Annotated in this window: 19 protein-coding genes; 2 read left to right on the top strand and 17 right to left on the bottom strand. The window is 46.6% G+C overall.

Annotated features, from left to right (window positions below):
- Positions 1-5 precede the first annotated feature (5 nt).
- The 11 genes from ACGHCT_RS04425 to aspS all read right to left on the bottom strand — a co-directional run bounded on the left by ACGHCT_RS04425 (position 6) and on the right by aspS (position 12987).
- The gene (locus ACGHCT_RS04425) at positions 6-1748 is read right to left on the bottom strand and encodes a B12-binding domain-containing radical SAM protein (protein WP_390438445.1); all 1743 of its coding nucleotides are present in this window, start codon (positions 1746-1748) and stop codon (positions 6-8) included.
- 16 nt (positions 1749-1764) lie between these two features.
- Positions 1765-1908: a FeoB-associated Cys-rich membrane protein gene (locus ACGHCT_RS04420; RefSeq protein ID WP_084067935.1), complete on the bottom strand. Its 144-nt coding sequence runs from the start codon at positions 1906-1908 to the stop codon at positions 1765-1767.
- A gap of 12 nt (positions 1909-1920) precedes the next feature.
- Complete coding sequence (gene feoB, locus ACGHCT_RS04415; RefSeq protein WP_390438442.1) at positions 1921-3906, bottom strand: ferrous iron transport protein B; 1986 nt, start codon at positions 3904-3906, stop codon at positions 1921-1923.
- Positions 3903-4130 carry a ferrous iron transport protein A gene (locus ACGHCT_RS04410; protein ID WP_390438440.1) on the bottom strand — a complete coding sequence of 76 codons (228 nt, stop codon included), beginning with the start codon at positions 4128-4130 and terminating at the stop codon, positions 3903-3905. The genes feoB and ACGHCT_RS04410 overlap by 4 nt, the downstream gene beginning before the upstream one ends.
- 153 nt (positions 4131-4283) lie before the next feature.
- The gene (locus tag ACGHCT_RS04405) at positions 4284-5564 is read right to left on the bottom strand and encodes a cation:proton antiporter (RefSeq protein WP_072852550.1); all 1281 of its coding nucleotides are present in this window, start codon (positions 5562-5564) and stop codon (positions 4284-4286) included.
- 181 nt (positions 5565-5745) lie between these two features.
- Positions 5746-7092, bottom strand: coding sequence for an MATE family efflux transporter (locus tag ACGHCT_RS04400; protein ID WP_341443430.1), 1347 nt, complete (start codon positions 7090-7092; stop codon positions 5746-5748).
- 161 nt (positions 7093-7253) lie between these two features.
- Positions 7254-8687, bottom strand: coding sequence for an Asp-tRNA(Asn)/Glu-tRNA(Gln) amidotransferase subunit GatB (gene gatB, locus ACGHCT_RS04395; RefSeq protein WP_390438437.1), 1434 nt, complete (start codon positions 8685-8687; stop codon positions 7254-7256).
- Positions 8684-10165, bottom strand: coding sequence for an Asp-tRNA(Asn)/Glu-tRNA(Gln) amidotransferase subunit GatA (gatA, locus tag ACGHCT_RS04390; RefSeq protein ID WP_390438435.1), 1482 nt, complete (start codon positions 10163-10165; stop codon positions 8684-8686). The genes gatB and gatA overlap by 4 nt, the downstream gene beginning before the upstream one ends.
- A 13-nt stretch (positions 10166-10178) precedes the next feature.
- Positions 10179-10472 (bottom strand): Asp-tRNA(Asn)/Glu-tRNA(Gln) amidotransferase subunit GatC, encoded by a 294-nt coding sequence (gatC, locus tag ACGHCT_RS04385; protein ID WP_072852544.1) that lies wholly within the window; start codon positions 10470-10472, stop codon positions 10179-10181.
- Between the two features lie 31 nt (positions 10473-10503).
- On the bottom strand, positions 10504-11601 hold the full coding sequence (locus tag ACGHCT_RS04380) for a hypothetical protein (RefSeq protein ID WP_390438433.1): 1098 nt from the start codon (positions 11599-11601) through the stop codon (positions 10504-10506).
- Positions 11602-11655: 54 nt separating this feature from the next.
- On the bottom strand, positions 11656-12987 hold the full coding sequence (aspS, locus tag ACGHCT_RS04375) for an aspartate--tRNA(Asn) ligase (protein ID WP_072852540.1): 1332 nt from the start codon (positions 12985-12987) through the stop codon (positions 11656-11658).
- Between the two features lie 719 nt (positions 12988-13706).
- Between aspS and ACGHCT_RS04370 the strand changes: the two genes are divergently transcribed.
- Together ACGHCT_RS04370 and asnA are read left to right on the top strand one after the other, a co-directional pair.
- Positions 13707-14093, top strand: coding sequence for a YdeI/OmpD-associated family protein (locus tag ACGHCT_RS04370; RefSeq protein ID WP_341457057.1), 387 nt, complete (start codon positions 13707-13709; stop codon positions 14091-14093).
- A 136-nt stretch (positions 14094-14229) separates the two neighbouring features.
- On the top strand, positions 14230-15240 hold the full coding sequence (gene asnA, locus ACGHCT_RS04365) for an aspartate--ammonia ligase (protein ID WP_390438430.1): 1011 nt from the start codon (positions 14230-14232) through the stop codon (positions 15238-15240).
- Positions 15241-15382: 142 nt separating this feature from the next.
- Here the strand turns inward: asnA and ACGHCT_RS04360 are convergent, their stop codons facing one another.
- The 6 genes from ACGHCT_RS04360 to ribD all read right to left on the bottom strand — a co-directional run bounded on the left by ACGHCT_RS04360 (position 15383) and on the right by ribD (position 21214).
- Complete coding sequence (locus ACGHCT_RS04360; protein ID WP_390436423.1) at positions 15383-16957, bottom strand: transposase; 1575 nt, start codon at positions 16955-16957, stop codon at positions 15383-15385.
- 115 nt (positions 16958-17072) lie between these two features.
- Positions 17073-17735 carry an HAD family hydrolase gene (locus ACGHCT_RS04355; protein WP_390438428.1) on the bottom strand — a complete coding sequence of 221 codons (663 nt, stop codon included), beginning with the start codon at positions 17733-17735 and terminating at the stop codon, positions 17073-17075.
- A gap of 4 nt (positions 17736-17739) precedes the next feature.
- Positions 17740-18207 (bottom strand): 6,7-dimethyl-8-ribityllumazine synthase, encoded by a 468-nt coding sequence (gene ribE, locus ACGHCT_RS04350; protein ID WP_390438426.1) that lies wholly within the window; start codon positions 18205-18207, stop codon positions 17740-17742.
- 64 nt (positions 18208-18271) lie between these two features.
- Positions 18272-19471 carry a bifunctional 3,4-dihydroxy-2-butanone-4-phosphate synthase/GTP cyclohydrolase II gene (locus tag ACGHCT_RS04345; RefSeq protein ID WP_154260598.1) on the bottom strand — a complete coding sequence of 400 codons (1200 nt, stop codon included), beginning with the start codon at positions 19469-19471 and terminating at the stop codon, positions 18272-18274.
- A 23-nt stretch (positions 19472-19494) separates the two neighbouring features.
- Complete coding sequence (locus tag ACGHCT_RS04340; RefSeq protein ID WP_390438424.1) at positions 19495-20142, bottom strand: riboflavin synthase; 648 nt, start codon at positions 20140-20142, stop codon at positions 19495-19497.
- Positions 20123-21214 carry a bifunctional diaminohydroxyphosphoribosylaminopyrimidine deaminase/5-amino-6-(5-phosphoribosylamino)uracil reductase RibD gene (gene ribD, locus ACGHCT_RS04335; RefSeq protein ID WP_390440118.1) on the bottom strand — a complete coding sequence of 364 codons (1092 nt, stop codon included), beginning with the start codon at positions 21212-21214 and terminating at the stop codon, positions 20123-20125. The genes ACGHCT_RS04340 and ribD overlap by 20 nt, the downstream gene beginning before the upstream one ends.
- Positions 21215-21444: the final 230 nt, after the last annotated feature.

Below are 21444 nucleotides of genomic sequence, written 5' to 3'. Positions count from 1 at the left end.
ATACACTATTCCCCCAGTTCCCGGGGCGGAATCTCTATGGCAATAGCGTCGTTGGTCAAGGGGTCACGCGTTTTATACTTAAAGAGAATCCATCTCTCCCCCTTCTTCCCCCCTGTGTCTGCCGGGAAGCTAAATACTTCTATGTGAGTCATCTTACAAAGCTGCCTGGCCTGATACCCTTTGTATTCTGTAAGATAACGGGGGTTCTCCTCTTCCCGCTGGTAGAATGCATGTATCTTATTTCTAAAACTCCCCATATCTTTTGCCCAGCCAGGCCTGCTTTTCAGATTCTCCCTCAGATATAAATCATAGAGCATGCGCTCCTTATATTCCTCCAGATGTGCACAGTCCCATTCCATCAGAAATTCCAAAAGAATATCGTACCGCTGCAGCCTGGAGTGCGAGACTGCAAAATATCTCCGTTCTTCATAAAATGCGGCCAGCGTTTCATAAAACAGAAAGGGGGAGGATACTGTTGCTTCTATCCCGGACAGAACCGTAGAAAACTGTCCGCTGTTATAGTATATTTCCACCATCTCCTCAATTCCCTTAAGCCTCAGCACATCATCATAAGACAGCCATTTGGTTCTCAAAACCTCATAAGGCTCTCTGCTCTGATAGACACATCCGTATTCTCCTGCTCTCTCATGCATATAAGATCCCTTCAAAACTTTGAGGAATCCCAGCTGCAGCTGATGGGGTCTCAGTCTGTATACCTGATCGAAGGAACGGCCGAAACTCTCATAATCCTCAAAGGGGAGACCTGCAATCAGATCCAGATGCTGGTGAATATTCTTTCCCCTGTGCACCTCGCTCACCACCTCAGAGACCCTGGCAAAGTCCATCTTTCTTTTTATGGCTTCTATGGTCCTTTCGTTAGTGGACTGCACCCCGATTTCCAACTGGATCAGGCCTGGACGCAAAGTCCTCATAAGCTCCAGCTCTTCCCGGGCCAGCAGATCCGCAGCAATCTCAAAATGAAAATTAGTGACCCCATTGTCATGATCCCTGATATACGTCCAGATTCCCATGGCATGATCCCTTCTGCAGTTAAAGGTCCTGTCTACAAACTTGACCTGGGGTACCCTGTGATCTAAAAAATACTGAAGTTCCCGGTATACAAGATCCAGTTTCCGAAACCTCAGTTTTTTATCAACGGAAGACAGGCAGTAACTGCAGGAAAAAGGGCATCCTCTGCTGCTTTCATAATAGATGATTTTATGGGAAAATGCTTCTATCTTCTCATAGGGAAAAGGAATCTCGTTCATATCGAGAATCTCTCTTGAGGGAGTTCTGCACAGCTGTCCTTTCCCGCGATCCCGAAACACAATTCCAGGAATCTCTTCAAGCGCTTTTTTTCCCTCGGTATAGTGCCGCACCAGCTCCAGAAAGGTTTCTTCTCCCTCACCGACCATCACCCCTTCCACCTGGGGGTACTTATTCAGGAACGATTCCCCGTCATAGGATACTTCCGGTCCCCCCACCCATATCCTGGTATGGGGCATAAGCTTTGCCGCCTCTGTTATCAGATCCGTGACGTAAGAAATATTCCATATATAGCAAGAAAAGCATAAGACATCAGGCCTCTTTTGATAGAGGCCTTTTAATATCTCATCCTTTTTCTGATTTATTGTATATTCACCAATCTCTATCTGTTCTTTGTATTCTCCGGCAAACGCCTTAAGAGAATAGACCGCCAGATTCGAGTGTATATATTTGGCGTTCACTGCCGCTAGCAGAATCTTCATCCAACTCTCCTATCTACTATTTCACGGCCTTCCCGCAGCCTTTACAGCAGCCTTCACAGCTGCAGCTGCAGAATTTTCCGTTTTTCGCATCTTTTATTTTTCTGCGGATGACAAATGCGGCGTAACCAAATATCAGAATTCCTATCAATGCTGTTGCCATACTTATTCCTCCTTAAAACAGGCTTCCAATCTGGAATACCAGAACCGCAGCCAGATAAGCAACCGCCAGCTGAAAGAACACAGTCATCATCGTCCACTTCGAAGAGTGCGTCTCCTTGCGGATCGTAGCCAGCGTGGCTACACAGGGAGTGTAGAGCAGGCAGAACACCATCAGAGCATAGGCATTCAAAGCTCCGAAATTCTGTCCCGCCAGTATCTGGGATAACTGTCCCATGCCTTCCAAAGAATTAATATTGCTGATACCGTAGAGCACAGAAAAACTGGAAATTACTACTTCTTTGGCAGACAGACCGGAAATTAGGGCAACTGCGATCTGCCACATTCCCAGGCCCGCCGGAGCAAGCAGAGGCTCCAGCCACTTTCCCATAGAAGCTCCGAAGCTGGTTGTCACATCTGTAACCATCCCGCTGGTATTGTAATTCAAAATGAACCAGATTACAATAGATGCAACGAAAATAGTTGTTCCAGCTTTTGTCAGATAGTCTTTTACCTTTTCCCAGACATAGATCCAGATGGTCCTGGCATTGGGTGTCTTGTATTCCGGAAGTTCTATAAGAAGATTCGCCTCACCCTTGCTTTTACTGAACTTTCTGAGGATAAGGGCCAGAAAAATGGCCATCACCAGACCCAGGGCATAGAGAGAAAATGCTACAATCATGGCATATTTTCCAAAAAACATATCTGCAAATAGTACATAGATGGGAAGTCTGGCCGAGCAGGACATAAAAGGGGTCAGGAGCATCGTCCTCTTTCTGTCCGACTCCTTTTCCAGTGTCCTGGACGCCATAATAGCCGGCACTGTACATCCGAAGCCGAGAACCATTGGAAGAAATGCTTTTCCTGAAAGTCCGACTCTGCCCATGATCCCGTCCATGACATAGGCAACCCTGGCCATATAACCACTGTCCTCTAAGACAGCCAGGGCCAGAAACAGGATAAAAATATTAGGCAGAAAGGTCAGAATTCCTCCCACACCTGCCATAATGCCATCTACGATCAGAGAAACCATCCAGTCAGAGGCATGCAGACTTGTGAGAAGATGTGTCATTCCCGCAAAAGCATAATCAAGTCCTGCCTCAAAAATCCCCTTCACTGCATCTCCTACCGTAAACGTACAGAAAAACACCAGAGCCATAATCCCCAGAAACACCGGTACGCCCCAGATCCGGTGAGTCAGGATACGGTCAATTTTCTCTGTTTTTTCCTCCTTTTGATTTTTATAAAACAGCGTCTCCTCTACTATTTCCTCTATGTAATCATACTTTTGATTAATGATGATCTTTTCATAATTCTTATCTACCACCTCACTTGTATCCAGTGGATGCTCTTTTAAAATCTCCTCATCGTTTTCCAAAATCTTCAGTGCATGCCAGCGAAGATTCGTATCCTCTGGCCACTTTTCATGAAGCATATGCTCCAGGACCTCTATTTTATCTTCAATATCCGGTGTATAGGAAACCACCGGGTCCGTATTCTGCTCTTCATAATGGTGCTTCACCGCATGCAGCAGCACGTCCAGGCCGGTTCTCTTCCTGGCGGATACCGGAACTACCGGAATGTGTCCCAGCATCTCCGGCAGACGGTGCAGGTCTATCTCCATACCCCTCTCTTCCACTATATCCATCATATTCAATGCCAGAATCACCGGCTTGCCCATCTCCAGAAGCTGAAGCGTAAGGTAAAGATTTCGTTCCATAGCGGATGCATCTACAATATTAACAATGACATCGATCTCCTCATCCAGGATCGCCTTTCTGGAAACCTTCTCCTCCATAGAATAGGAAGTAAGGCTGTAGATCCCCGGAAGGTCAATCAGCTTTATCTTCTGTCCCTTATAGCTGGTCTCTCCTTCCTTGCGTTCTACAGTCACACCCGGCCAGTTTGCCACCTTAAGGTTTGCCCCTGTAAACGCATTGAATAGAGTAGTTTTTCCGCAGTTTGGGTTGCCTACAAACGCAACGCTGATATAGTTTTTCATGCTGTGTAATCCTCCAGGTTTATTCCGGACGCAATGTCACTGCCCAGTGCCCATCTGGCGCCTCTTACTTTTATAATGGTGGCGCCATTCCTCTTTCTGTTGAGAATCTCTATCCTGGTACCTTCCAGGATACCCAAAGCCTCCAGACGCCTCAATATCTTTTGTTCCACCAGCATCTGCGTCACCTGGTATACGCTGCCAACCTTAGCTTCCACTAAACTCATTTTTGTCTCCCTGTGTATTTATTGATATTGAAAATAATTATCATTTACATTTTTATTATATTAAGCTCTTATGTGTTTGTCAATCACTAATATACAAAAAAAGGCAAAAAAATCCGGTGCGGTATGCCAAAAGCCTACCGCACCGTTTCCTGTCTATTCACGGGTCCCCGTGTATTGGTTTCCTATATCTTCATCTTCATATACTTTTGCCAAATCATTACTCACATACTCTTCCGGTTCCTGAATCTTTTTCTTACTGTGAGAGAATGCCAGTTTCAGAAGAATGGGAGAAATAATAGTTGTAATTACTACTACCACCACCACTGGACCCAGAAGGGAAGCAGACATCAGACCAACACTGTCTCCTTTCGCAGCCACAATAAGCGCAACCTCTCCTCTTGAAATCATACCCGTTCCAATCCTTATGGCATTCTTATTGGAATAGCGGCACATTTTAGCTCCCAGGCCGCAGCCCACAACCTTAGTAAGAACTGCAACAAGAACCAGTATCACTGAAAATGCGATCAGCATAGATGACATCTCCGGCAGTTCTACCTGGATACCGATACTGGCAAAAAATACAGGTGAAAGCAAGAGGTAAGACAGTGTACTGAATCTGCGGGCTATATAATTCGTCTTTGTCGTCTTTGTAATGATGAGTCCCGCGAAGAAAGCGCCTGTGATATCAGCAACGCCGAAGAATTCTTCCGCCACATAGGCAAATATAAGACAGATCACAAATGAAATAATAACAAATCTCTGCAGATCCCTTTTATATCCGGTAACCCATTTTTTAAACAAAATATGTATCAGATAACCGCCCAGTCCAACAGCAACAAAAAAACCGGCAATCTTCAGCAGGACAACCCCAATTTTCACCGACGGATCAGCCATGCTGGTAATCAGTGTCAGTGCGATAATACCAAGAATATCATCAATAATAGCTGCACCCAGAATAGCATTTCCCGCTTTCGTATTCAGCTTTCCCATCTCTTTGAGGGTCTCCACTGTAATACTTACAGATGTGGCGGTCAGAATTACGCCGATAAATATGTTCTGGAGCAGAAGACTTGTATCTGCTGTTGATTCCAGCATTCCCGGCCGGTTAAAGTACCAGGCAACGCCAAATCCTCCCGCCAGCGGAACGATTACTCCCATAAGCGCAATAATAAAGGAAGCCTTTCCGCTTTTCTTCAGCTCATCGATATCGGTTTCCAGTCCTGCGCAGAACATCAGTACAATAACACCGATTTCAGAAACCTGATGGATAAACTCTGTCTGCTTTAAAATGCCAAGAACCGCCGGTCCCAGAAGCAAGCCTGCCAGCAGCGCTCCTACTACCTGAGGCATGCGAATCTTACGTGTTAAGAGTCCGAACAGCTTCGTGCTCAGCAAAATTATAGCCAGATCCAACAAAAAATCATATGACTTCATCTTTCATGTCCCCCTTTTTCTTTAGCCAAGGATAATTATATCATTTGTCCATAAAAATGAAAGATGTTTTTTATATTCTTGCAGATTTTCTCTATTATTGCTATTTTTTACCGATTTTTGCATGAATACCTGCACTTTTTAACACGTATTACGTCCTATATTCTTGTAATTATGCTGTCTTTTATCTGGTAACATTTTTCAGCCATTTGTAGGTATGGTGTCTTTTTACCGAGAACGGTATCTTGATAATCTCATCGCTCACCAGGAAGATATAGACCCAAGGCATCGGCATCTTAAGCACAAAGGCAGCAAATACGCCCATCCCAATGGAGCATATCCACATAATCCCCACATCCAGCACCAGGCCGAACTTAGTATCTCCCCCTGCCCTGCAGATTCCTACAACCATAGTGGAATTATACGCCTGTCCCACTACATAATAAGACATAAAAATCATCATAATCTTCAGATATCCCTTTGCCTGGTCTGTAAGATTCAGCAGCGCACATGCAACGGGAGAAATCATAAGAATCAATACACCGCCGCAAATCCCCAGAATAATAGATATCTTCAGGAATCTTCTGGCATACTCCTTGGCCAGCTCCTCTTTCTTCTCACCTATAGATTTCCCTACCATGATGGAGGCGGCGCTGGCAATCCCAAAGCTGACTACCATTGACAGCTGCCGGCTTACCTGAGCTACCGAGTGGGCAGCCACTGCGGCACTTCCCAGATGCCCGACTATGGCCGTAATCACTGCCATACCGCTGCCCCATGCCACCTCATTGAGCAAAACAGGAAATGCATAGATTCTGAAGTCCCTCCCCAGCAGTCTGTCCCGCACAAAGAGATCCTTTATCCGGATTCTTACGGTATCGTTTATTTTCACCGCGTAAAAAACGACAATGATAACCTCTGTGGCCCTTGCGCATACCGTCCCCAGTGCAGCTCCGGCCGCCCCCATAGCAGGCAGTCCCAAAAGTCCGAAGATAAACACAGCATTAAGGATAATATTTACCACCAGGGAGATGCTGTACACCACAGTTGCAATGACTACTCTCTCCACACTTCTCACAATGTTCAGATAGACCATTGTAAATGCCGACATAAGATATGACAGAGATACAATCTTGAGGTAGCGTACCCCTTCCCCAATAATCACAGCCTCATTCGTAAAAAGTCTCATGATTGGAACCGGGGCAATCCATACAGCGGCTGTCACCACAAAGGCAGCCAAAAGCCCAATACGAAACGACATTCCCATTACCTTCTCGATGGTTCTGGTGTCCTGCTTTCCCCAGTACTGGGCAGTCAGCACACTGGCACCGGAAGTAAGTCCAAAAAGAGCCAGATTCAGGATAAAGAACACCTGATTTGCCAGGGAAGCGGCAGACAGAGCAATCTCCCCCACCTTACCCAGCATAATAACGTCAGCTGAGCTGACCCCCACATTAATCAGATTCTGGAGTGCCATAGGCAGCACCAGCCCCGCTACTGTGCGGTAAAATTGTTTGTTATTAATCTGCATATTCATCTCCCTGTATGTATTTCTTCCTATATAAATAGGCTTCCTATTTTCTTTCTCTCTTCCGCCGGGGCAGAAAAATAGAACCTGCAAACCGAAAAGAGATTCACAGGTTCTCTCAACAGGAATTACAGCCTCTTTGCCTATTATAGCATACTTAACGGCTACTGCAATAATTCCTTTAATATTTTATTCACTGCAGAAGGATTTGCCTTTCCTTTCATGGCTTTCATAGTCTGGCCCACCAGAAAACCAATGGCCTTCTCTTTTCCGCTCTTATAGTCAGACACAGACTGAGGATTGTCCGCGATAACTCCGGCAATGGTTTTTCTCAAAGCCCCCTCATCGTTTACCGTCTTCAGTCCCCTCTCCTCCACATAGGCTTCAGGGTCAATGTCCCGGGCAAACACTTCTTCAAAGACTTCCTTTGCCACCGTACTATTAATCGTTCCGGCCTCTGTCAGAAGTACCAGCTTTGCCAGATTCTCAGGGGAAAACCGGATGTCTTCCGGCTCCATATCATTCTCCTTTAAAAGTCTCAGGGTTTCCACCATCAGCCAGTTAGAAACCTTTTTCGGTTTGCCGCACACTGCGGTGGCTTCCTCGAAGATATCGGCCAATTTTTTGGATGCCGTAATAATCTCAGCATCATACTGGGGGATATCAAATTCTTTTCTGTAGCGCAGCAGCTTCTCTGTGCGGAGTTCAGGCTGTCTCTCTTTCACCTTTTGTATCCATTCATCGCTTATCATTACAGGGACCAGATCAGGGTCCGGAAAATATCTGTAATCCTGGGCATCCTCTTTGGATCTCATGGCATAGGAGTATTCCTTGTTATCATCCCAGCGTCTGGTCTCCTGGACTACTGCTTTCCCTTCCTCCAGCAATTCAATCTGGCGTGCGCGTTCTCCCTCAATTGCCCTTCCGATAGCTTTAAAGGAGTTTAGGTTCTTCATCTCTGTTCTGGTTCCCAGTTGCCCGCTGCCCGCTTCCCTCACAGAGAGGTTAACATCCGCCCTCATAGACCCCTCCTGAAGTTTACAGTCGGATGCTCCCAGATACTGGATGATCAGTCTCAGCTTATCCAGATACGCCGTTACCTCCTCAGCACTTCTCATATCAGGTTCCGATACAATCTCTATAAGAGGTACCCCGCTTCTGTTGTAGTCTACCAGGGAGCAGTCCTCCCACTCATCGTGGATTAATTTTCCCGCATCCTCTTCCATATGAATCTCGTGGATCCCTATCACCTTTTTCCCTGAAGATGTCTCTATCTCAATTCCTCCGTCATGACAGATTGGCAGGTACAGCTGGGAGATTTGATAATTTTGAGGGTTGTCAGGATAGAAATAATTCTTCCGGTCAAATTTGCAGTACTGGTTAATCTTGCAGTTTGTAGCAAGCCCCACTGCCATGGCATACTCCACAACCTGCTTATTCAATACCGGAAGAGACCCCGGCATGCCCGTGCAGACAGGGCAGGTATGAGTGTTGGGGGCACTTCCGAATTCGGTGGAGCAAGCGCAGAATATCTTAGTCTTCGTCGCCAGCTCTACATGGACTTCCAATCCTATAACGGTTTCATACTGCCTGCTCATGCTTCCTCTCCTCCTTTCACCCGGTCCAGATTAGGCCCTTCGTATGACCTGGTCTGTTCAAAGGCATAGGCCGCTCTAATGATTTTCTTTTCCTGAAAACAATCACCTATCAGCTGCAGTCCAATGGGCAGTCCTTTGGAATCTGTTCCGCAGGGAACGCTCATTCCTGGTAAGCCGGCCAGATTGACAGAGATCGTATAAATATCGCCCAGATACATTTTCAGCGGATCCGCCAGAGATTCTCCCAGTTTTGGGGCGGTTGTGGGAGCTACCGGTCCCAGAATCAGATCATATTTCTGAAATGCCTTGTCAAAAGCCTGTTTGATGAGAGCCTTTGTCCGCAGAGCCTTCAGGTAATAGGCATCATAGTAGCCGGAGCTCAGTACAAAGGATCCCAGCATAATTCTGCGTTTTACTTCCGGTCCGAAACCCTCGGACCGGCTCTTTTTGTACATACTGTGAAGACCGTCATACTCCTTTGTCCGGTATCCGTATTTGACTCCGTCGAATCGGGAAAGATTGGAGCTGGCCTCTGCAGATGCGATAACATAATATGCCGGAATTGCATATTCTACCAGACTCAAGTCAAATTCCTCCACACAAGCCCCTTTCTCCTCCAGAGTTTTTGCCGCACTAAGGACAGCGGATTTGACCTCGGGATCCAGTCCCTCTCCAAGATAGTCCCTGGGAATTCCTATCTTCATGCCTTTTACATCGTCCACCAAAGCGGATGTAAAATCATAGGACTCTCGCTTAACAGATGTGCTGTCTTTTTTATCATAAGAAGCAATTGCCTCTAATATGGCAGCACAGTCTGCCACATCTTTTCCTACCGGGCCTATCTGGTCCAGAGACGAACCGTATGCAATCAGACCATATCGGGATACGGTTCCGTAGGTGGGCTTGATGCCGGTAACGCCGCAGAAGGAACTGGGCTGACGGATAGAACCGCCGGTATCGGAGCCAAGGGCGTAAAAACATTCTCCCGCCGCCACTGCCGCACAGGAGCCCCCCGAGGAGCCCCCCGGCACATGGTCCGTGTTCCAGGGATTCCTGGTTATGCCGTATGCCGAGGTTTCTGTTGTACTTCCCATGGCAAACTCATCCATATTCGTCTTGCCCAAAATCACAGCCCCCTGCCGCTCCAGGTTCCGGACAGCTTCCGCTGTATAAGTGGGTACAAAGTTTCCCAGGATGTCAGAACTACAGGTTGTAAGCATCCCCTCTGTGCATAGGTTATCTTTCAACGCTACAGGCACCCCGGCCAGGGGACCTGTCAATGTCCCTTCGTCTATTTTCTTTTGGATATGCCCGGCCTGCTCCAGAGCTTTTTTTGCATCCGTTGTCACGTAGCAGTGCAGAGTGCTGTCCAGTTTTTCAATCTGTTCCTGAGACGCCTCCACTGCCTCTCTCACACTAATTTTCTTCTCTTTTATCTTTTGGCCAAGCTGGACTGCCGTTAATGATAAGATACTCATGAATGTTTTCCTCCTACTCTACTGTCTTAGGCACCTTAAAGGCTCCATTTTTCTTTTCAGGAGCATTGGCCAGCATATTCTGACTGTCATCCCCATTGGTTACAGTATCCTCGCGGAAAACGTTATGAACGGGAAAGATGTGGGACATTGGCTCCACACCACTGGTATCCAGTTCATTCAGCTTATCAATATAATCCAGCATTCTTCCCATATCAATTTTGGCCTGTTCTTTTTCCTCCTGGCTTAATTCCAGCTTCGCCAGTATACCAACATATTCAATTGTCTCATCACTGATTCGCTCAGACATACGATTTCTCCTCACTTTTTTTGTCAGTCAGTTACCATAAACCATAGTACACTTTATAATCCAATGAGGTACTCCTCTCGCTGGGTACCATGTTAACCTCAAACCCTTCTGCGGATACCTTTGTTCCCTCCGGAAGATATAAATTCCGGACTTCTTGGCTGTAGCCGGGATACTCTTCGGTGCGCTGGGAATCCAGCAGAAAACTAACTGTATATGGGGATTCACCCCCGCCCGGCAGTTCTATCTCTAACATACCAAAATTATCTGCGGCACTTACATCATAGGTTCCCGGGGGAAAGTCTGTTCCAGCCGAGTTATCCCCCTCCAGTGTCAGCTCTTCGGTGAGAGGGTTCGGCTCTGCCTCCTCCATTGAGGATGCCTGGGCGTTTTCTGTCTCCAGGTTTAACACAACCCCGCCGCTAATTTGAAGGACGGCGCCCTGAAACATTTTCAAATCTGAGATTTCCTCTGGGTCATTCTCCTGAAAGCTTTCATATTGATAAACATTGTGCTCACTGTCCACAATATTAAGAAAACCAGTGCCATCTTTTCGGGTACATTTATAGATTCCCTCGGGGAGATCTATGCCGATCTGGTAATATCCGGCGGACAGCTCTGCCTGCAGATACTCCCCTTCCTCCGGTATACTCTCATTCACAAACTGGTAGGGATCATAGCTGTCCGAAGAATCCTGTAAGTCTTTTATTGAAGACAGGGTCTCCTCCGCCCTCTTCTCCTGGTAGGCATCGTATACAGATTTTCCTATATTGGGCAGAACTCCTATGACTGCAATAATTATAACTGCCCATAACCCAGTCTTCTTGGCGGCAGGCTTTTTCCCGCTGCTGTGATAATATTTTCCATAATTTTTCGGCCTCTCCCCTGTACCCCAGGCTGATGATTTTCCTGGTTTCCAGTTTCCACTGTCCGCCGCTTTCTTTACTTTCCCTTTCTTTTCTGACGCCTCTTCCTCATGAACATGTACATGGGTAAGCGGTTCCCTGTCACACTCCCCGCTGTTTAACCGATAACTGTCATCCGATTTCCTGTTGTCCATTCCACACTCTGTGCAGATGCCGTTTCTCACTCTGCCGCCGCACAGAAAACAAGTTCCAATATTTTTATTCATAAGCGCTTCCTATCTGCCTCCCCGGCTGTATTTGGGGCGGCAGCTCCGCCCCTGTTACGGTTCCAATCTTGACAGATCTCTCGGAAAAAGTGTAGTCTCACGCACATTATCTTCTCCGATGATCTTCATCGTAAGACGCTCCAGTCCGATGCCCAGCCCACCGTGGGGCGGCATACCGTGTTTAAAGGTATCCAGATACTGCTCCAGCCCTTCCTCCGTCATTCCTCTGGCGGCTAACTTTTCAGTAAGCATGCGGTAATCATGGATTCTCTGCCCCCCGGTAGTAATCTCAAGCCCTCTGAACAAAAGGTCAAAGCTCAGAGTAAATCTCCTGTCCTCCGGATCCTCCATGGCATAAAAAGGTCTTTTCTTTGAGGGGTAATGTGTCACAAATACGAAATCTGCGTCATACTCTTCTTTAAAATACTGGCTGATTAGTATCTCTTCCTCCGGCTCCAAATCAAATGGATTTCGGATCTTACGACCATATTTTTCTGCTGCTAATTCTTTTGCTTTATCAAAGCGGACTGCTGGGATCTCATCCACCTTCGGGAGCGTTATGCCCAATATCTGAAGCTCTCTGGAGTACTCTTTTTTCAGAAGCTCCATCGTATACTGGAGAAATCCTGTCTCCATCGCCATAACATCCTCAAATCCCCGGATAAATCCGAATTCCAGATCCAGGCTTGTGTACTCATTCAGATGACGTTTTGTATTATGCTTCTCTGCCCGAAATACAGGCCCTGTTTCAAAAACCCTGTCAAAAACACCTACCATCATCTGTTTATACAGCTGAGGGCTCTGTTCCAGCACTGCAGGTCGATGGAAATAATCCAGCTTAAAGATATTGGCTCCTCCCTCTGCTCCCTTCGCACCTATCTTTGGTGTATGAATCTCAGTAAATCCCTGCTGATACAGGAAATCGCGGAATCCCCTGACCACCCCCTCCTGTATCTTAAACTTTGCCCGTTCTCTGATATTGCGCAGGGCAATGGGACGGTAGTTTAATTTTGCTTCCAGGGATGTGTTCATCTTCCATTTGGAAATTGACAGCGGCATTGTCTCCGCAGGCTCACTTAATATTTTCAGGCCCTTTGCCTCAATCTCAATGCCGTTTGGAGCTTTCTCTGACTTTTTCAGAACCCCGCAGATCTCCACGGCCGCTGCCTCTTTAACCTCTTTGATATCAAATTCCGAGGTCTCCTGCTCATAAATACATTGTACCAGACCTTCCCGTTTTCTCAAAATAATAAATGCAACATTTCCCATATTCCGGATGGTGTGTACATTGCCATTCACTTTTACCTGATTACCTTCCATTCCCTCCTGAAGTAACTGGCAAATTTCTAATGTTTCCGGCTGTTTGACACCTTTTATAAATTCCATATTTCTCTCTCCTTTACATTTCATCCTGAATCCGGGAAGATGTGCACGTTCTTCACCGTCTGTCTCTAGTTTCCATGGCCGCCATTAATAAAAAAATCCCGGAATATCCTTAGATATTCCGGGACGGGATCTCTTTGTTCCCGCGGTACCACCCGCGTTACAGGAGAACAGTTCTTGCTCTGTTCCTGTCACTCTGCACTTAACGCGTGCCACGTACCGACCTACTGCTGTTTCAACCGGTCTGCTCCAGAGTGTTCCCTATTGTCTCCTTCCCTTCATCAGCGCTCTCAGTCGGTGACGCCGAATTCCTGTCAAGTTTCAGAGAACAGAGTCTCTTTCTTTGCATTTTCAAAATTTATGGTATTGATAGTATCACACTTAAAAGTATATTGCAAGGTGTTTTTTAGATTTTTATCTGATTTTTTTCCTTTGATAGACGAAGGAGCCAGTACATGGTAGAATACGGACATAAACTAAAGTCCGAAGACAAGTAACTGTAAACGAAATATCAGCCTTTCAACCATAGGCAAAAGGAGGTTTGTCCTATTAACAATATAATGGAGTTCCGCAATCGGGAAGAATTCAGAAGTTGGCTGCAGCAGCACAGTCTGTCAGACACAGGCATCTGGCTTCTATTTGGCAAAGCAGGGGGGCCAAAAACACTTAAGGCAAGTGAAGCACTGGAAGAAGCCCTTTGTTTTGGCTGGATAGACGGGCAGATGAAAAGTATTGATGATAAAACCTATAAAAAATATTTTTCCCTGCGCAGGGAAAACAGTAAATGGTCTGAAAAAAACAAAGCACTGGCCAAAAATCTGGAAAATCAGGGAAAAATGACCGACTACGGCAGGGCAAAAATAGCCGAGGCAAAGAAAAACGGACAATGGGATGCTCCCAAAGCCCCAGCTGTTACAGAAGATCAGATTTCATCTTTATCCTCCATATTAAAAAATTACGAACCTGCATATTCTAACTTTTTGTCTATGCCCTTATCCGTAAAGAAAACATATACCCGGGCCTACCTTGACGCAAAAACAGATGGGGGACGTGCAAAACGCCTGGCATGGATGGTAGAGAGGCTCAATAAAAATTTAAAGCCAATGTAACTGTCACCACACTCTTTTCACAGGCGTTCTGCCAGCTGCTTTTTTAATTTTATAGTTGTACATTAAGGGGGTTTTGTTATATTATAAAGAATTATAGAATATATATTTTAACCAACACCAAAAAGGGAGAATAAACATGGAATCATTTATTATACCAGAGGGATATACCCCCCAGCTTAGTCTGTACGATACCCAGATAGGAATCAAAACTGTCAAAGATTTTTTTCAGCAGACACTGATCCAGCGCCTGAATCTGCTGAGAGTTTCCGCGCCCCTGATCGTAACCCCCGAATCCGGCCTCAACGATAATCTGAACGGGTTTGAGCGCCCGGTATCCTTCGGCATCAGAGAACAGGAGGACTCTCCGGCAGAGATCGTACATTCCCTTGCAAAGTGGAAACGTTATGCTCTTTACAAATACGGTTTTTCCTACGGCGAAGGCCTGTACACAGATATGAACGCTATACGCCGGGATGAGGATACAGACAATATCCATTCCCTCTACGTAGACCAGTGGGATTGGGAAAAGATCCTATCCAAAGAAGAGCGGACAGAACAAAAACTGAGAGAGATCGTGGCAACAGTTTACAAAGTATTTAAAAAAACAGAGAAATATATGGCCATTCAGTACGACTACATAGAAGAAATACTGCCGAAAGAAATCTTCTTTATCACCTCACAGGAATTAGAGGATAAATATCCGGACTGCACCCCCAAAGAACGGGAATATAAGATAGCAAAAGAACATGGAGCTGTATTTATTATGCAGATCGGAGATGTCCTTGCATCCGGTGAAAAACACGACGGCCGGGCACCAGACTATGACGACTGGAGCCTCAACGGGGATATTATTGTCTACTATCCGGTACTTGATATTGCTCTGGAACTCTCCTCCATGGGAATCCGGGTGGACGAAGCAGCACTCCTCAGTCAGCTGGAAAAAGCAGGATGTCCGGAACGGGCCAACCTTCCGTTCCAAAAAGCCATCCTGGAGGGAAAGCTGCCCTACACCGTAGGCGGAGGAATCGGACAGTCCCGTATCTGTATGTTCTTCCTGCGTAAGGCCCACATCGGAGAAGTGCAGGCCTCCATCTGGCCCCGGGAAACCTTAGATTACGCCGAGGCACATGGGATACCATTACTTTAAAGTGTAAAAAGGGGGCTGTGAAAAAATGGAGTTGCTCTAACTCCATTTTTTCAGCCCCTCTTTATTTTGTGGAAAGCGTAAGAAAAAAGCAGTAAAAAGCGCATAATCCCCCTTACCCCAACAAACGTGCGCTCTTTCTTCTTTAAGCCACTTCCCGGAGTCTCATCTGCTTATTATAGATTTTATAGAGATTATGGCCGATAGAAACAAGAAATATCTCTACTCTTACCGAATCCAGTCCTCTTCTTACAATTCGCTTATACCTTCGGTCGTATTTGATGATTCCAAATGTCCCTTCTGCCTGGATGGAGCGGTTCATGCGGAGCAACGCCCCATGGATACTCTGAAGATTATCCAATACCTCCTGATGCATGGCGCTTAATTCCGCATTAATCCGCACTGTCCTGTTCTTTTCTGTTCTCTTGCATTTTTCTGCATAGGGGCAGCCACTGCAGTCCTCGCAGGTATAGTACTCTTCCTGCCTGCCGTATTGGTTCCCTTTCACTGGTTTTCGGTATGCAAAGTGGAACTTCCTCCCGTTTGGACAGATTAGGTTCCCTTCCGGGTCTGTCTTAAAATTCACTGCACGCAACGGGTCTTCATGGTACTTTTCGTCTGTTGTCTCTTTCTTATACATGGGGAATTTCATGAACTTTTCCATCCTATGGTCCTGGCAGAACAGATAGTTATTAAAGGATCCATACCCTGCATCCGCTACCGGATATTTCGGGTAGAAACCGTATAACTCATGGAACTTTTCCATCAGTGGCACAAAGCAGTCCATGTCGGACCGGTACTGCATGACATCTACCACCGCAATGTACTCGTCAGCCACTCCGATCTGTATGTTGTATGCAGGAAGGAGCTGGTCATTTCCCATATAGTCCTTTTTCATCCGCATGAAGGTCGCGCCATGGTCCGTCTTCGCATAGCTGTTCCGGTCAGGCTCGCATATCCGGATCTTTTCCACGTATTCCGAAAGCTTTCCGATATATTCCTTTAAACGTTCGTAGTAACGCTGCTCCTGGCTCTTCCGATGTCCCCGGCCGTATACAAATGTGTCCTCGTCGATATGGCAGAAGAATTCATACCTGGACAAAATGACCTCCAGGCTGTCCGGGGTGTATTCTACATTGGTTTCAATTTTCAGCCCTGTGTATGCCAGCGTTTCGTTCATTTCTGTAAGCAGTGTGGTAATCTTGCCGAACAGACGGTATCTCGATTTTTCCGTGGCTTTTTTCCATACCCAGGTATACTTGTTTGCATTTGCCTCGAATTTTGAGCCATCTATATACAGATGCTGCAAATCGATTCCCTCCGCTGTCTGGATATAGGACATGACTGCCTTAAAAATATCCTGGGCAGATTCCTTGATCTCTTCATTGATAAAATAACTGAAGGCACGGTAACTGGGAGTTTCATGATCCATCAGGTACATGTAACGGATGTTGACTTTGCATCGGTCTTCTAATTCCCGAAGGGAAGCGTATCCAGTGTCCATAAAGCCGAACAGGACTGTCTTTAGCATGTTGACCCGATTATATCCGGGCCGGCCCAGTTTATGTGAGGGCTCTGGCCTAAGATATCTTTCTATTCCAATCTCCTCCATGATTCTGTCAAATGCTAATACTGGATCACAGAGATCCAGACAATCCGAAAAAAACAGTGGCAGCCTTCCCTGTTTTGCGGTATAATATTTCTCGGTATTATTGTTCATAGTAGATTAATTTTACCACAAAAAGAAGAACGCCTCCAGGTTTGTATACCTGAAAGCGTTCTTTTTTTACGGGACTTTTTTCACAGCCCCAAAATGGATTCAGGGTGTCCCTTTTTCACCCAGCCCTGTCCCCAATTCTATCTATCTCCTGCTTTACCCCCTCTATACTCTCCGCAATCCCATTTGCTTCCCTTAGTTCTTCCGGTTTTCCATACCCATACGCACACCCAATTGCCGGGATCCCCCACCTCTCCCTGATCTCCATATCATGAAGCCGATCCCCTATCACAACGTAGGTTCCCGGATGTTTCTTTTCTATTATGGGAAATATCCTCCACTTTTCCTGGTATCCGTACGCTTCTGCAGGATAATATGCTGTAAAATATCTGTCCAGCTGAAATATTCTTCTGTGCTGTTCCATATATGCAGTTTTACAGTTACTAAGGAGCAGCAGAGTATGCCCTGCTTGTTTGAGTTCCTCCAGCATTTCTTCTGCCCCGGGATACAGATGTGCGTTTCCTGAATCTGTCTGTTCCTCCATGCAGGTTCCAATAGCTTCGCTGTATTTTTCTTTTTCTCTGTCAGATAGCGAAGGCAGAAAGACATTCCACATATCCCTGGGGCTGTATCCCAGCCATTTTGTAATCTCCGCGTCTCTCCACTCCCGGAACGGGACATATCCAGCCTCTGTTATCCGGCGGTACACCTCCCGGAAAGCAGGTATATAGATTCTTGCACAGTCATGAAGGGTCCCGTCGTAATCAAACAAAAGATTCATCTGGTTATCCCTTTATTTCCCGCACCAGATTAACCATCTCAATTGCTCCGGCCGCACAGTCAAATCCTTTATTTCCCGCTTTTGTCCCTGCTCTTTCGATGGCCTGCTCTATGGTATCTGTAGTGAGCACCCCAAACATCACAGGAATATCGCTTTTCAGAGATACCTGGGCAATTCCTTTTGATACTTCACTGCACACGTAGTCATAATGGGACGTGCTTCCTCTGATCACCGCACCCAGGCAGATCACTGCGTCATATTTTCCGCTTTTTGCCATCTGAGAGGCAATCAGAGGTATCTCAAATGCTCCAGGCACCCAGGCCAGGTCAATGCAGTCATCTTCAACCCCATGACGCCGCAGTCCATCCACAGCACCTTCAATTAGTTTTGATACAATAAATTCATTAAAACGGGCAGCAACCATCCCCACCCTTATTTTTTCAGAAACCAGTTTTCCTTCATACACTCTCATAACTTATCTGTCTCCTCCATTTTCATCTTATTTACATTTCCCATTAATCCCATATCCCCTATCCTTAATAATTGAGTATATGCCCCATTTTCTCCTGTTTAGTGCGCAGATAAACGATATCATGGGCCGTAGCCTTCATCTGAAGCGGTACCCTTTCCACAATTTCCATGCCATAGTCTCCCAGCTCATAAACTTTCTGAGGATTGTTTGTCAGCAGCCTTAAGGTTCTGGCACCCAGATCCCTTAGAATCTGCGCTCCGATATAATATTCCCTGAGATCCTCTTTGAATCCCAGCGCCAGATTCGCCTGTACCGTATCCATCCCCTGTTCCTGCAGCTCATAGGCCTTTAATTTATTAATGAGGCCGATTCCCCTCCCTTCCTGCCGCATGTACAGAAGAACGCCACGGCTCTCCCGCTCTATTCTGGCAAAGGCGGCTGCCAGCTGCTGGCCGCAGTCACACCGGGAAGAACCAAAGGCATCCCCTGTCAGACATTCTGAGTGAACTCTGCACAGCAGATTCCTTCCATCTCCTATCTCTCCCTTCACCAGGGCCACATGATGTTCCCCGTTTAGCTTGTTCACATACCCATAAATCTGGAAATCTCCGTATTTCGTAGGCATATGGGCACATGTTACCCGGTCAACCAGCTTCTCATATTTCTTTCTGTACTCCTGAAGGGCTTTGATGGTAATCAGCTTGAGATCCCATTGCTCTGCAAGCTCCTCCAGTTCCTTTCCCCGCATCATAGTTCCGTCATCTCTCATAATCTCGCAGCAAAGTCCACATGCCTCAAGCCCTGCAATCCGCATGAGATCTACTGTAGCCTCTGTATGGCCGCCCCGTTCCAGAACTCCATTTTTTCTGGCCAGAAGGGGAAACATATGCCCGGGACGCCGAAAGTCTTCCGGCCCTGCCTCCTTTTCCACACACTTCATAGCCGTAACAGAACGTTCCTCAGCAGAAATCCCGGTTCCTGTAGATATATGGTCAATGGAAACCGTAAATGCAGTCTCATGGTTATCTGTATTCTTCACTACCATCTGAGGCAGCTCCAGTCTTCTGCAAATCTCCTCCCCCATGGGCATGCAGATCAGCCCTTTCCCATACTTAGCCATAAAGTTAACATTCTCTGTGGTGGCAAACTCAGCGGCGCAGATAAAATCTCCCTCATTTTCTCTGTCCTCATCATCTGTAACAATAATTATTCTTCCTTTTTGAAGCTCAAAAAGAGCTTCCTCTATCGTGCTGTACTGACCCATTTTATGTCCTCCTCATCTATCAATTAATATCCTGCCTTCCAAAGGAGCTCCATCGTTACCCCATTGGTATCTTTCTTCACCCGCTCCGTTCCCATCAGCTTTTCTACGTATTTCCCTATCACATCGTTCTCCAGATTCACGGTACTTCCTGGGGATCTCTCCCACAGTGCCGTGTGAGACGCAGTATGGGGAATGACAGAAACACTGAAATCCTGTTTTCCTGCTCTGGCTATCGTAAGACTGATTCCGTCAATGGCAACTGAGCCTTTTTCTACAATATACTTCATAATCTGCTCCGGTGCCCCCACCCGGTACCAGACAGCATTGTCGTCCCTGTTTACCTCCAGAATCCTGCCAGTCCCGTCAATGTGACCGGATACTATATGCCCCCCGAATCTTCCGTCTGCGGCCATCGCCCGTTCCAGATTCACTCTGCCGCCTGTCTGAAGGCTTCCCAGAGAAGAACGATTTAAAGTTTCACACATGACATCCGCATAAAACGTATTTCCCTGGATTTTGGCGGCAGTCAGACACACTCCATTTACCGCTACACTGTCCCCCTGCCGCAGATCCCCGAATATTTTTTCTCCTTTTATCTGCAGCACAGAAGACTTTTTCCCTCTGGTTATACCGGCAATCACTCCTATCTCCTCAATTATCCCTGTGAACACCGTATTCCACCTCACTCTCTATCAGAAAATCCTCTCCCAGGGTCTCAATCCTGGAGTTGGTAAGGATATACGCATCCCCTGGCACAGCAACCCCCAGTCCCTCTACAGGAGTTTTTGCACTGATCCCCCCAAAAATCTTCGGTGCAAGATATACCTGCAGTTTATTTACAATCCCTGACTGGAGCGCCGAAAAATTAAGGGTACCTCCTCCTTCCAGAAGAATGCTGTCGATTTTCTCCTGGTACAGTTTCCTCATCAGCTCTTTTAGTTCCAGGTGCCCCTGTATACCGCTCTCTGCATAAATGATTCTGCATCCCGCTTCCTGATATCTTTTCCACCGCTCCTGGTCCGTGCTTGCGGTGGCAATCCACGTAGGTACCTCACTGGCTGTAGTGACCACCCGGGAGCCCAATGGAATCCTCAGCCGTGAATCGCATATAATTCTCACTGGGTTTCTCCTTCCCGGCAGGCGGCAGGTAAGCATAGGATCATCTGCTGCCACAGTCCCGCTTCCAGCCATAACCGCAGCACAGCGGTGCCGGTCCTCATGTACTCTCCTTCTGGCAGCATCCCTGGTGATCCACTTAGACGCACCGGTCCGTGTGGCAATTTTGCCATCCATTGTCATTGCATATTTCATAACCACAAAAGGCATCTGCTTTCGGATATAATGAAAAAATACTTCATTGAGAGAAATGCATTCCTTTTCCAGTATTCCAAGATCTACCTCCACGCCCCCGTTTCTGAGACAGCGAAGCCCTTTTCCTGCCACCTTAGGATTGGGATCCTCACACCCCGCCACCACTCTTCGTATCCTGCTCTCCAGTATAGCCTCTGTGCAGGGCGGAGTCTTTCCGTAGTGGCAGCATGGTTCCAATGTCACATACATGACTGCGCCCTCCGGCGACTCTCTGCAGGATGCCAGTGCTGTGCGCTCTGCATGAGGGCCCCCGTACCTCTCGTGAAAGCCCTGGCCTATGATTCTGCCACCCTTAACAATCACTGCCCCAACCATAGGGTTCGGATTCACAAATCCCATACCCTTCTTTGCAAGCTCCAGTGCTGCCTGCATATACTTTTCATCCTCTGTCAATTGTTCTGCGCCTCCTTTATTCTCGACCAAACACAAAAAATGCCCTGAATAAAAATATCCAGGACACGGCGCGCTCCATAACAATCCATCAGATAAACTGCACACAGCAGTAAACCGCTGTTGTTTTCCCAATATGTAAAAAGCTCTGAAATGATAAACATTCCAGAGCTGAATAACATAAGAAATTCAGACCCGCACAGCATTAGCTG

The sequence above is a fragment of the Lactonifactor longoviformis genome, assembly GCF_042848515.1.
GTDB classification, from domain to species: Bacteria; Bacillota; Clostridia; order Lachnospirales; family Lachnospiraceae; genus Lactonifactor; species Lactonifactor longoviformis.
This window is presented reverse-complemented; position numbering and strand designations above follow the sequence as displayed.

Excerpts from the sequence above, each read along its gene's own strand:
- ACGHCT_RS04425 (WP_390438445.1), bottom strand. The coding sequence starts at position 1,748 with ATGAAGATTCTGCTAGCGGCAGTGAACGCCAAATATATACACTCGAAT.
- ACGHCT_RS04420 (WP_084067935.1), bottom strand. The coding sequence starts at position 1,908 with ATGGCAACAGCATTGATAGGAATTCTGATATTTGGTTACGCCGCATTT.
- feoB (WP_390438442.1), bottom strand. The coding sequence starts at position 3,906 with ATGAAAAACTATATCAGCGTTGCGTTTGTAGGCAACCCAAACTGCGGA.
- ACGHCT_RS04410 (WP_390438440.1), bottom strand. The coding sequence starts at position 4,130 with ATGAGTTTAGTGGAAGCTAAGGTTGGCAGCGTATACCAGGTGACGCAG.
- ACGHCT_RS04405 (WP_072852550.1), bottom strand. The coding sequence starts at position 5,564 with ATGAAGTCATATGATTTTTTGTTGGATCTGGCTATAATTTTGCTGAGC.
- ACGHCT_RS04400 (WP_341443430.1), bottom strand. The coding sequence starts at position 7,092 with ATGCAGATTAATAACAAACAATTTTACCGCACAGTAGCGGGGCTGGTG.
- gatB (WP_390438437.1), bottom strand. The coding sequence starts at position 8,687 with ATGAGCAGGCAGTATGAAACCGTTATAGGATTGGAAGTCCATGTAGAG.
- gatA (WP_390438435.1), bottom strand. The coding sequence starts at position 10,165 with ATGAGTATCTTATCATTAACGGCAGTCCAGCTTGGCCAAAAGATAAAA.
- gatC (WP_072852544.1), bottom strand. The coding sequence starts at position 10,472 with ATGTCTGAGCGAATCAGTGATGAGACAATTGAATATGTTGGTATACTG.
- ACGHCT_RS04380 (WP_390438433.1), bottom strand. The coding sequence starts at position 11,601 with ATGAATAAAAATATTGGAACTTGTTTTCTGTGCGGCGGCAGAGTGAGA.
- aspS (WP_072852540.1), bottom strand. The coding sequence starts at position 12,987 with ATGGAATTTATAAAAGGTGTCAAACAGCCGGAAACATTAGAAATTTGC.
- ACGHCT_RS04370 (WP_341457057.1), top strand. The coding sequence starts at position 13,707 with ATGAAAAGTATTGATGATAAAACCTATAAAAAATATTTTTCCCTGCGC.
- asnA (WP_390438430.1), top strand. The coding sequence starts at position 14,230 with ATGGAATCATTTATTATACCAGAGGGATATACCCCCCAGCTTAGTCTG.
- ACGHCT_RS04360 (WP_390436423.1), bottom strand. The coding sequence starts at position 16,957 with ATGAACAATAATACCGAGAAATATTATACCGCAAAACAGGGAAGGCTG.
- ACGHCT_RS04355 (WP_390438428.1), bottom strand. The coding sequence starts at position 17,735 with ATGAATCTTTTGTTTGATTACGACGGGACCCTTCATGACTGTGCAAGA.
- ribE (WP_390438426.1), bottom strand. The coding sequence starts at position 18,207 with ATGAGAGTGTATGAAGGAAAACTGGTTTCTGAAAAAATAAGGGTGGGG.
- ACGHCT_RS04345 (WP_154260598.1), bottom strand. The coding sequence starts at position 19,471 with ATGGGTCAGTACAGCACGATAGAGGAAGCTCTTTTTGAGCTTCAAAAA.
- ribD (WP_390440118.1), bottom strand. The coding sequence starts at position 21,214 with ATGCAGGCAGCACTGGAGCTTGCAAAGAAGGGTATGGGATTTGTGAAT.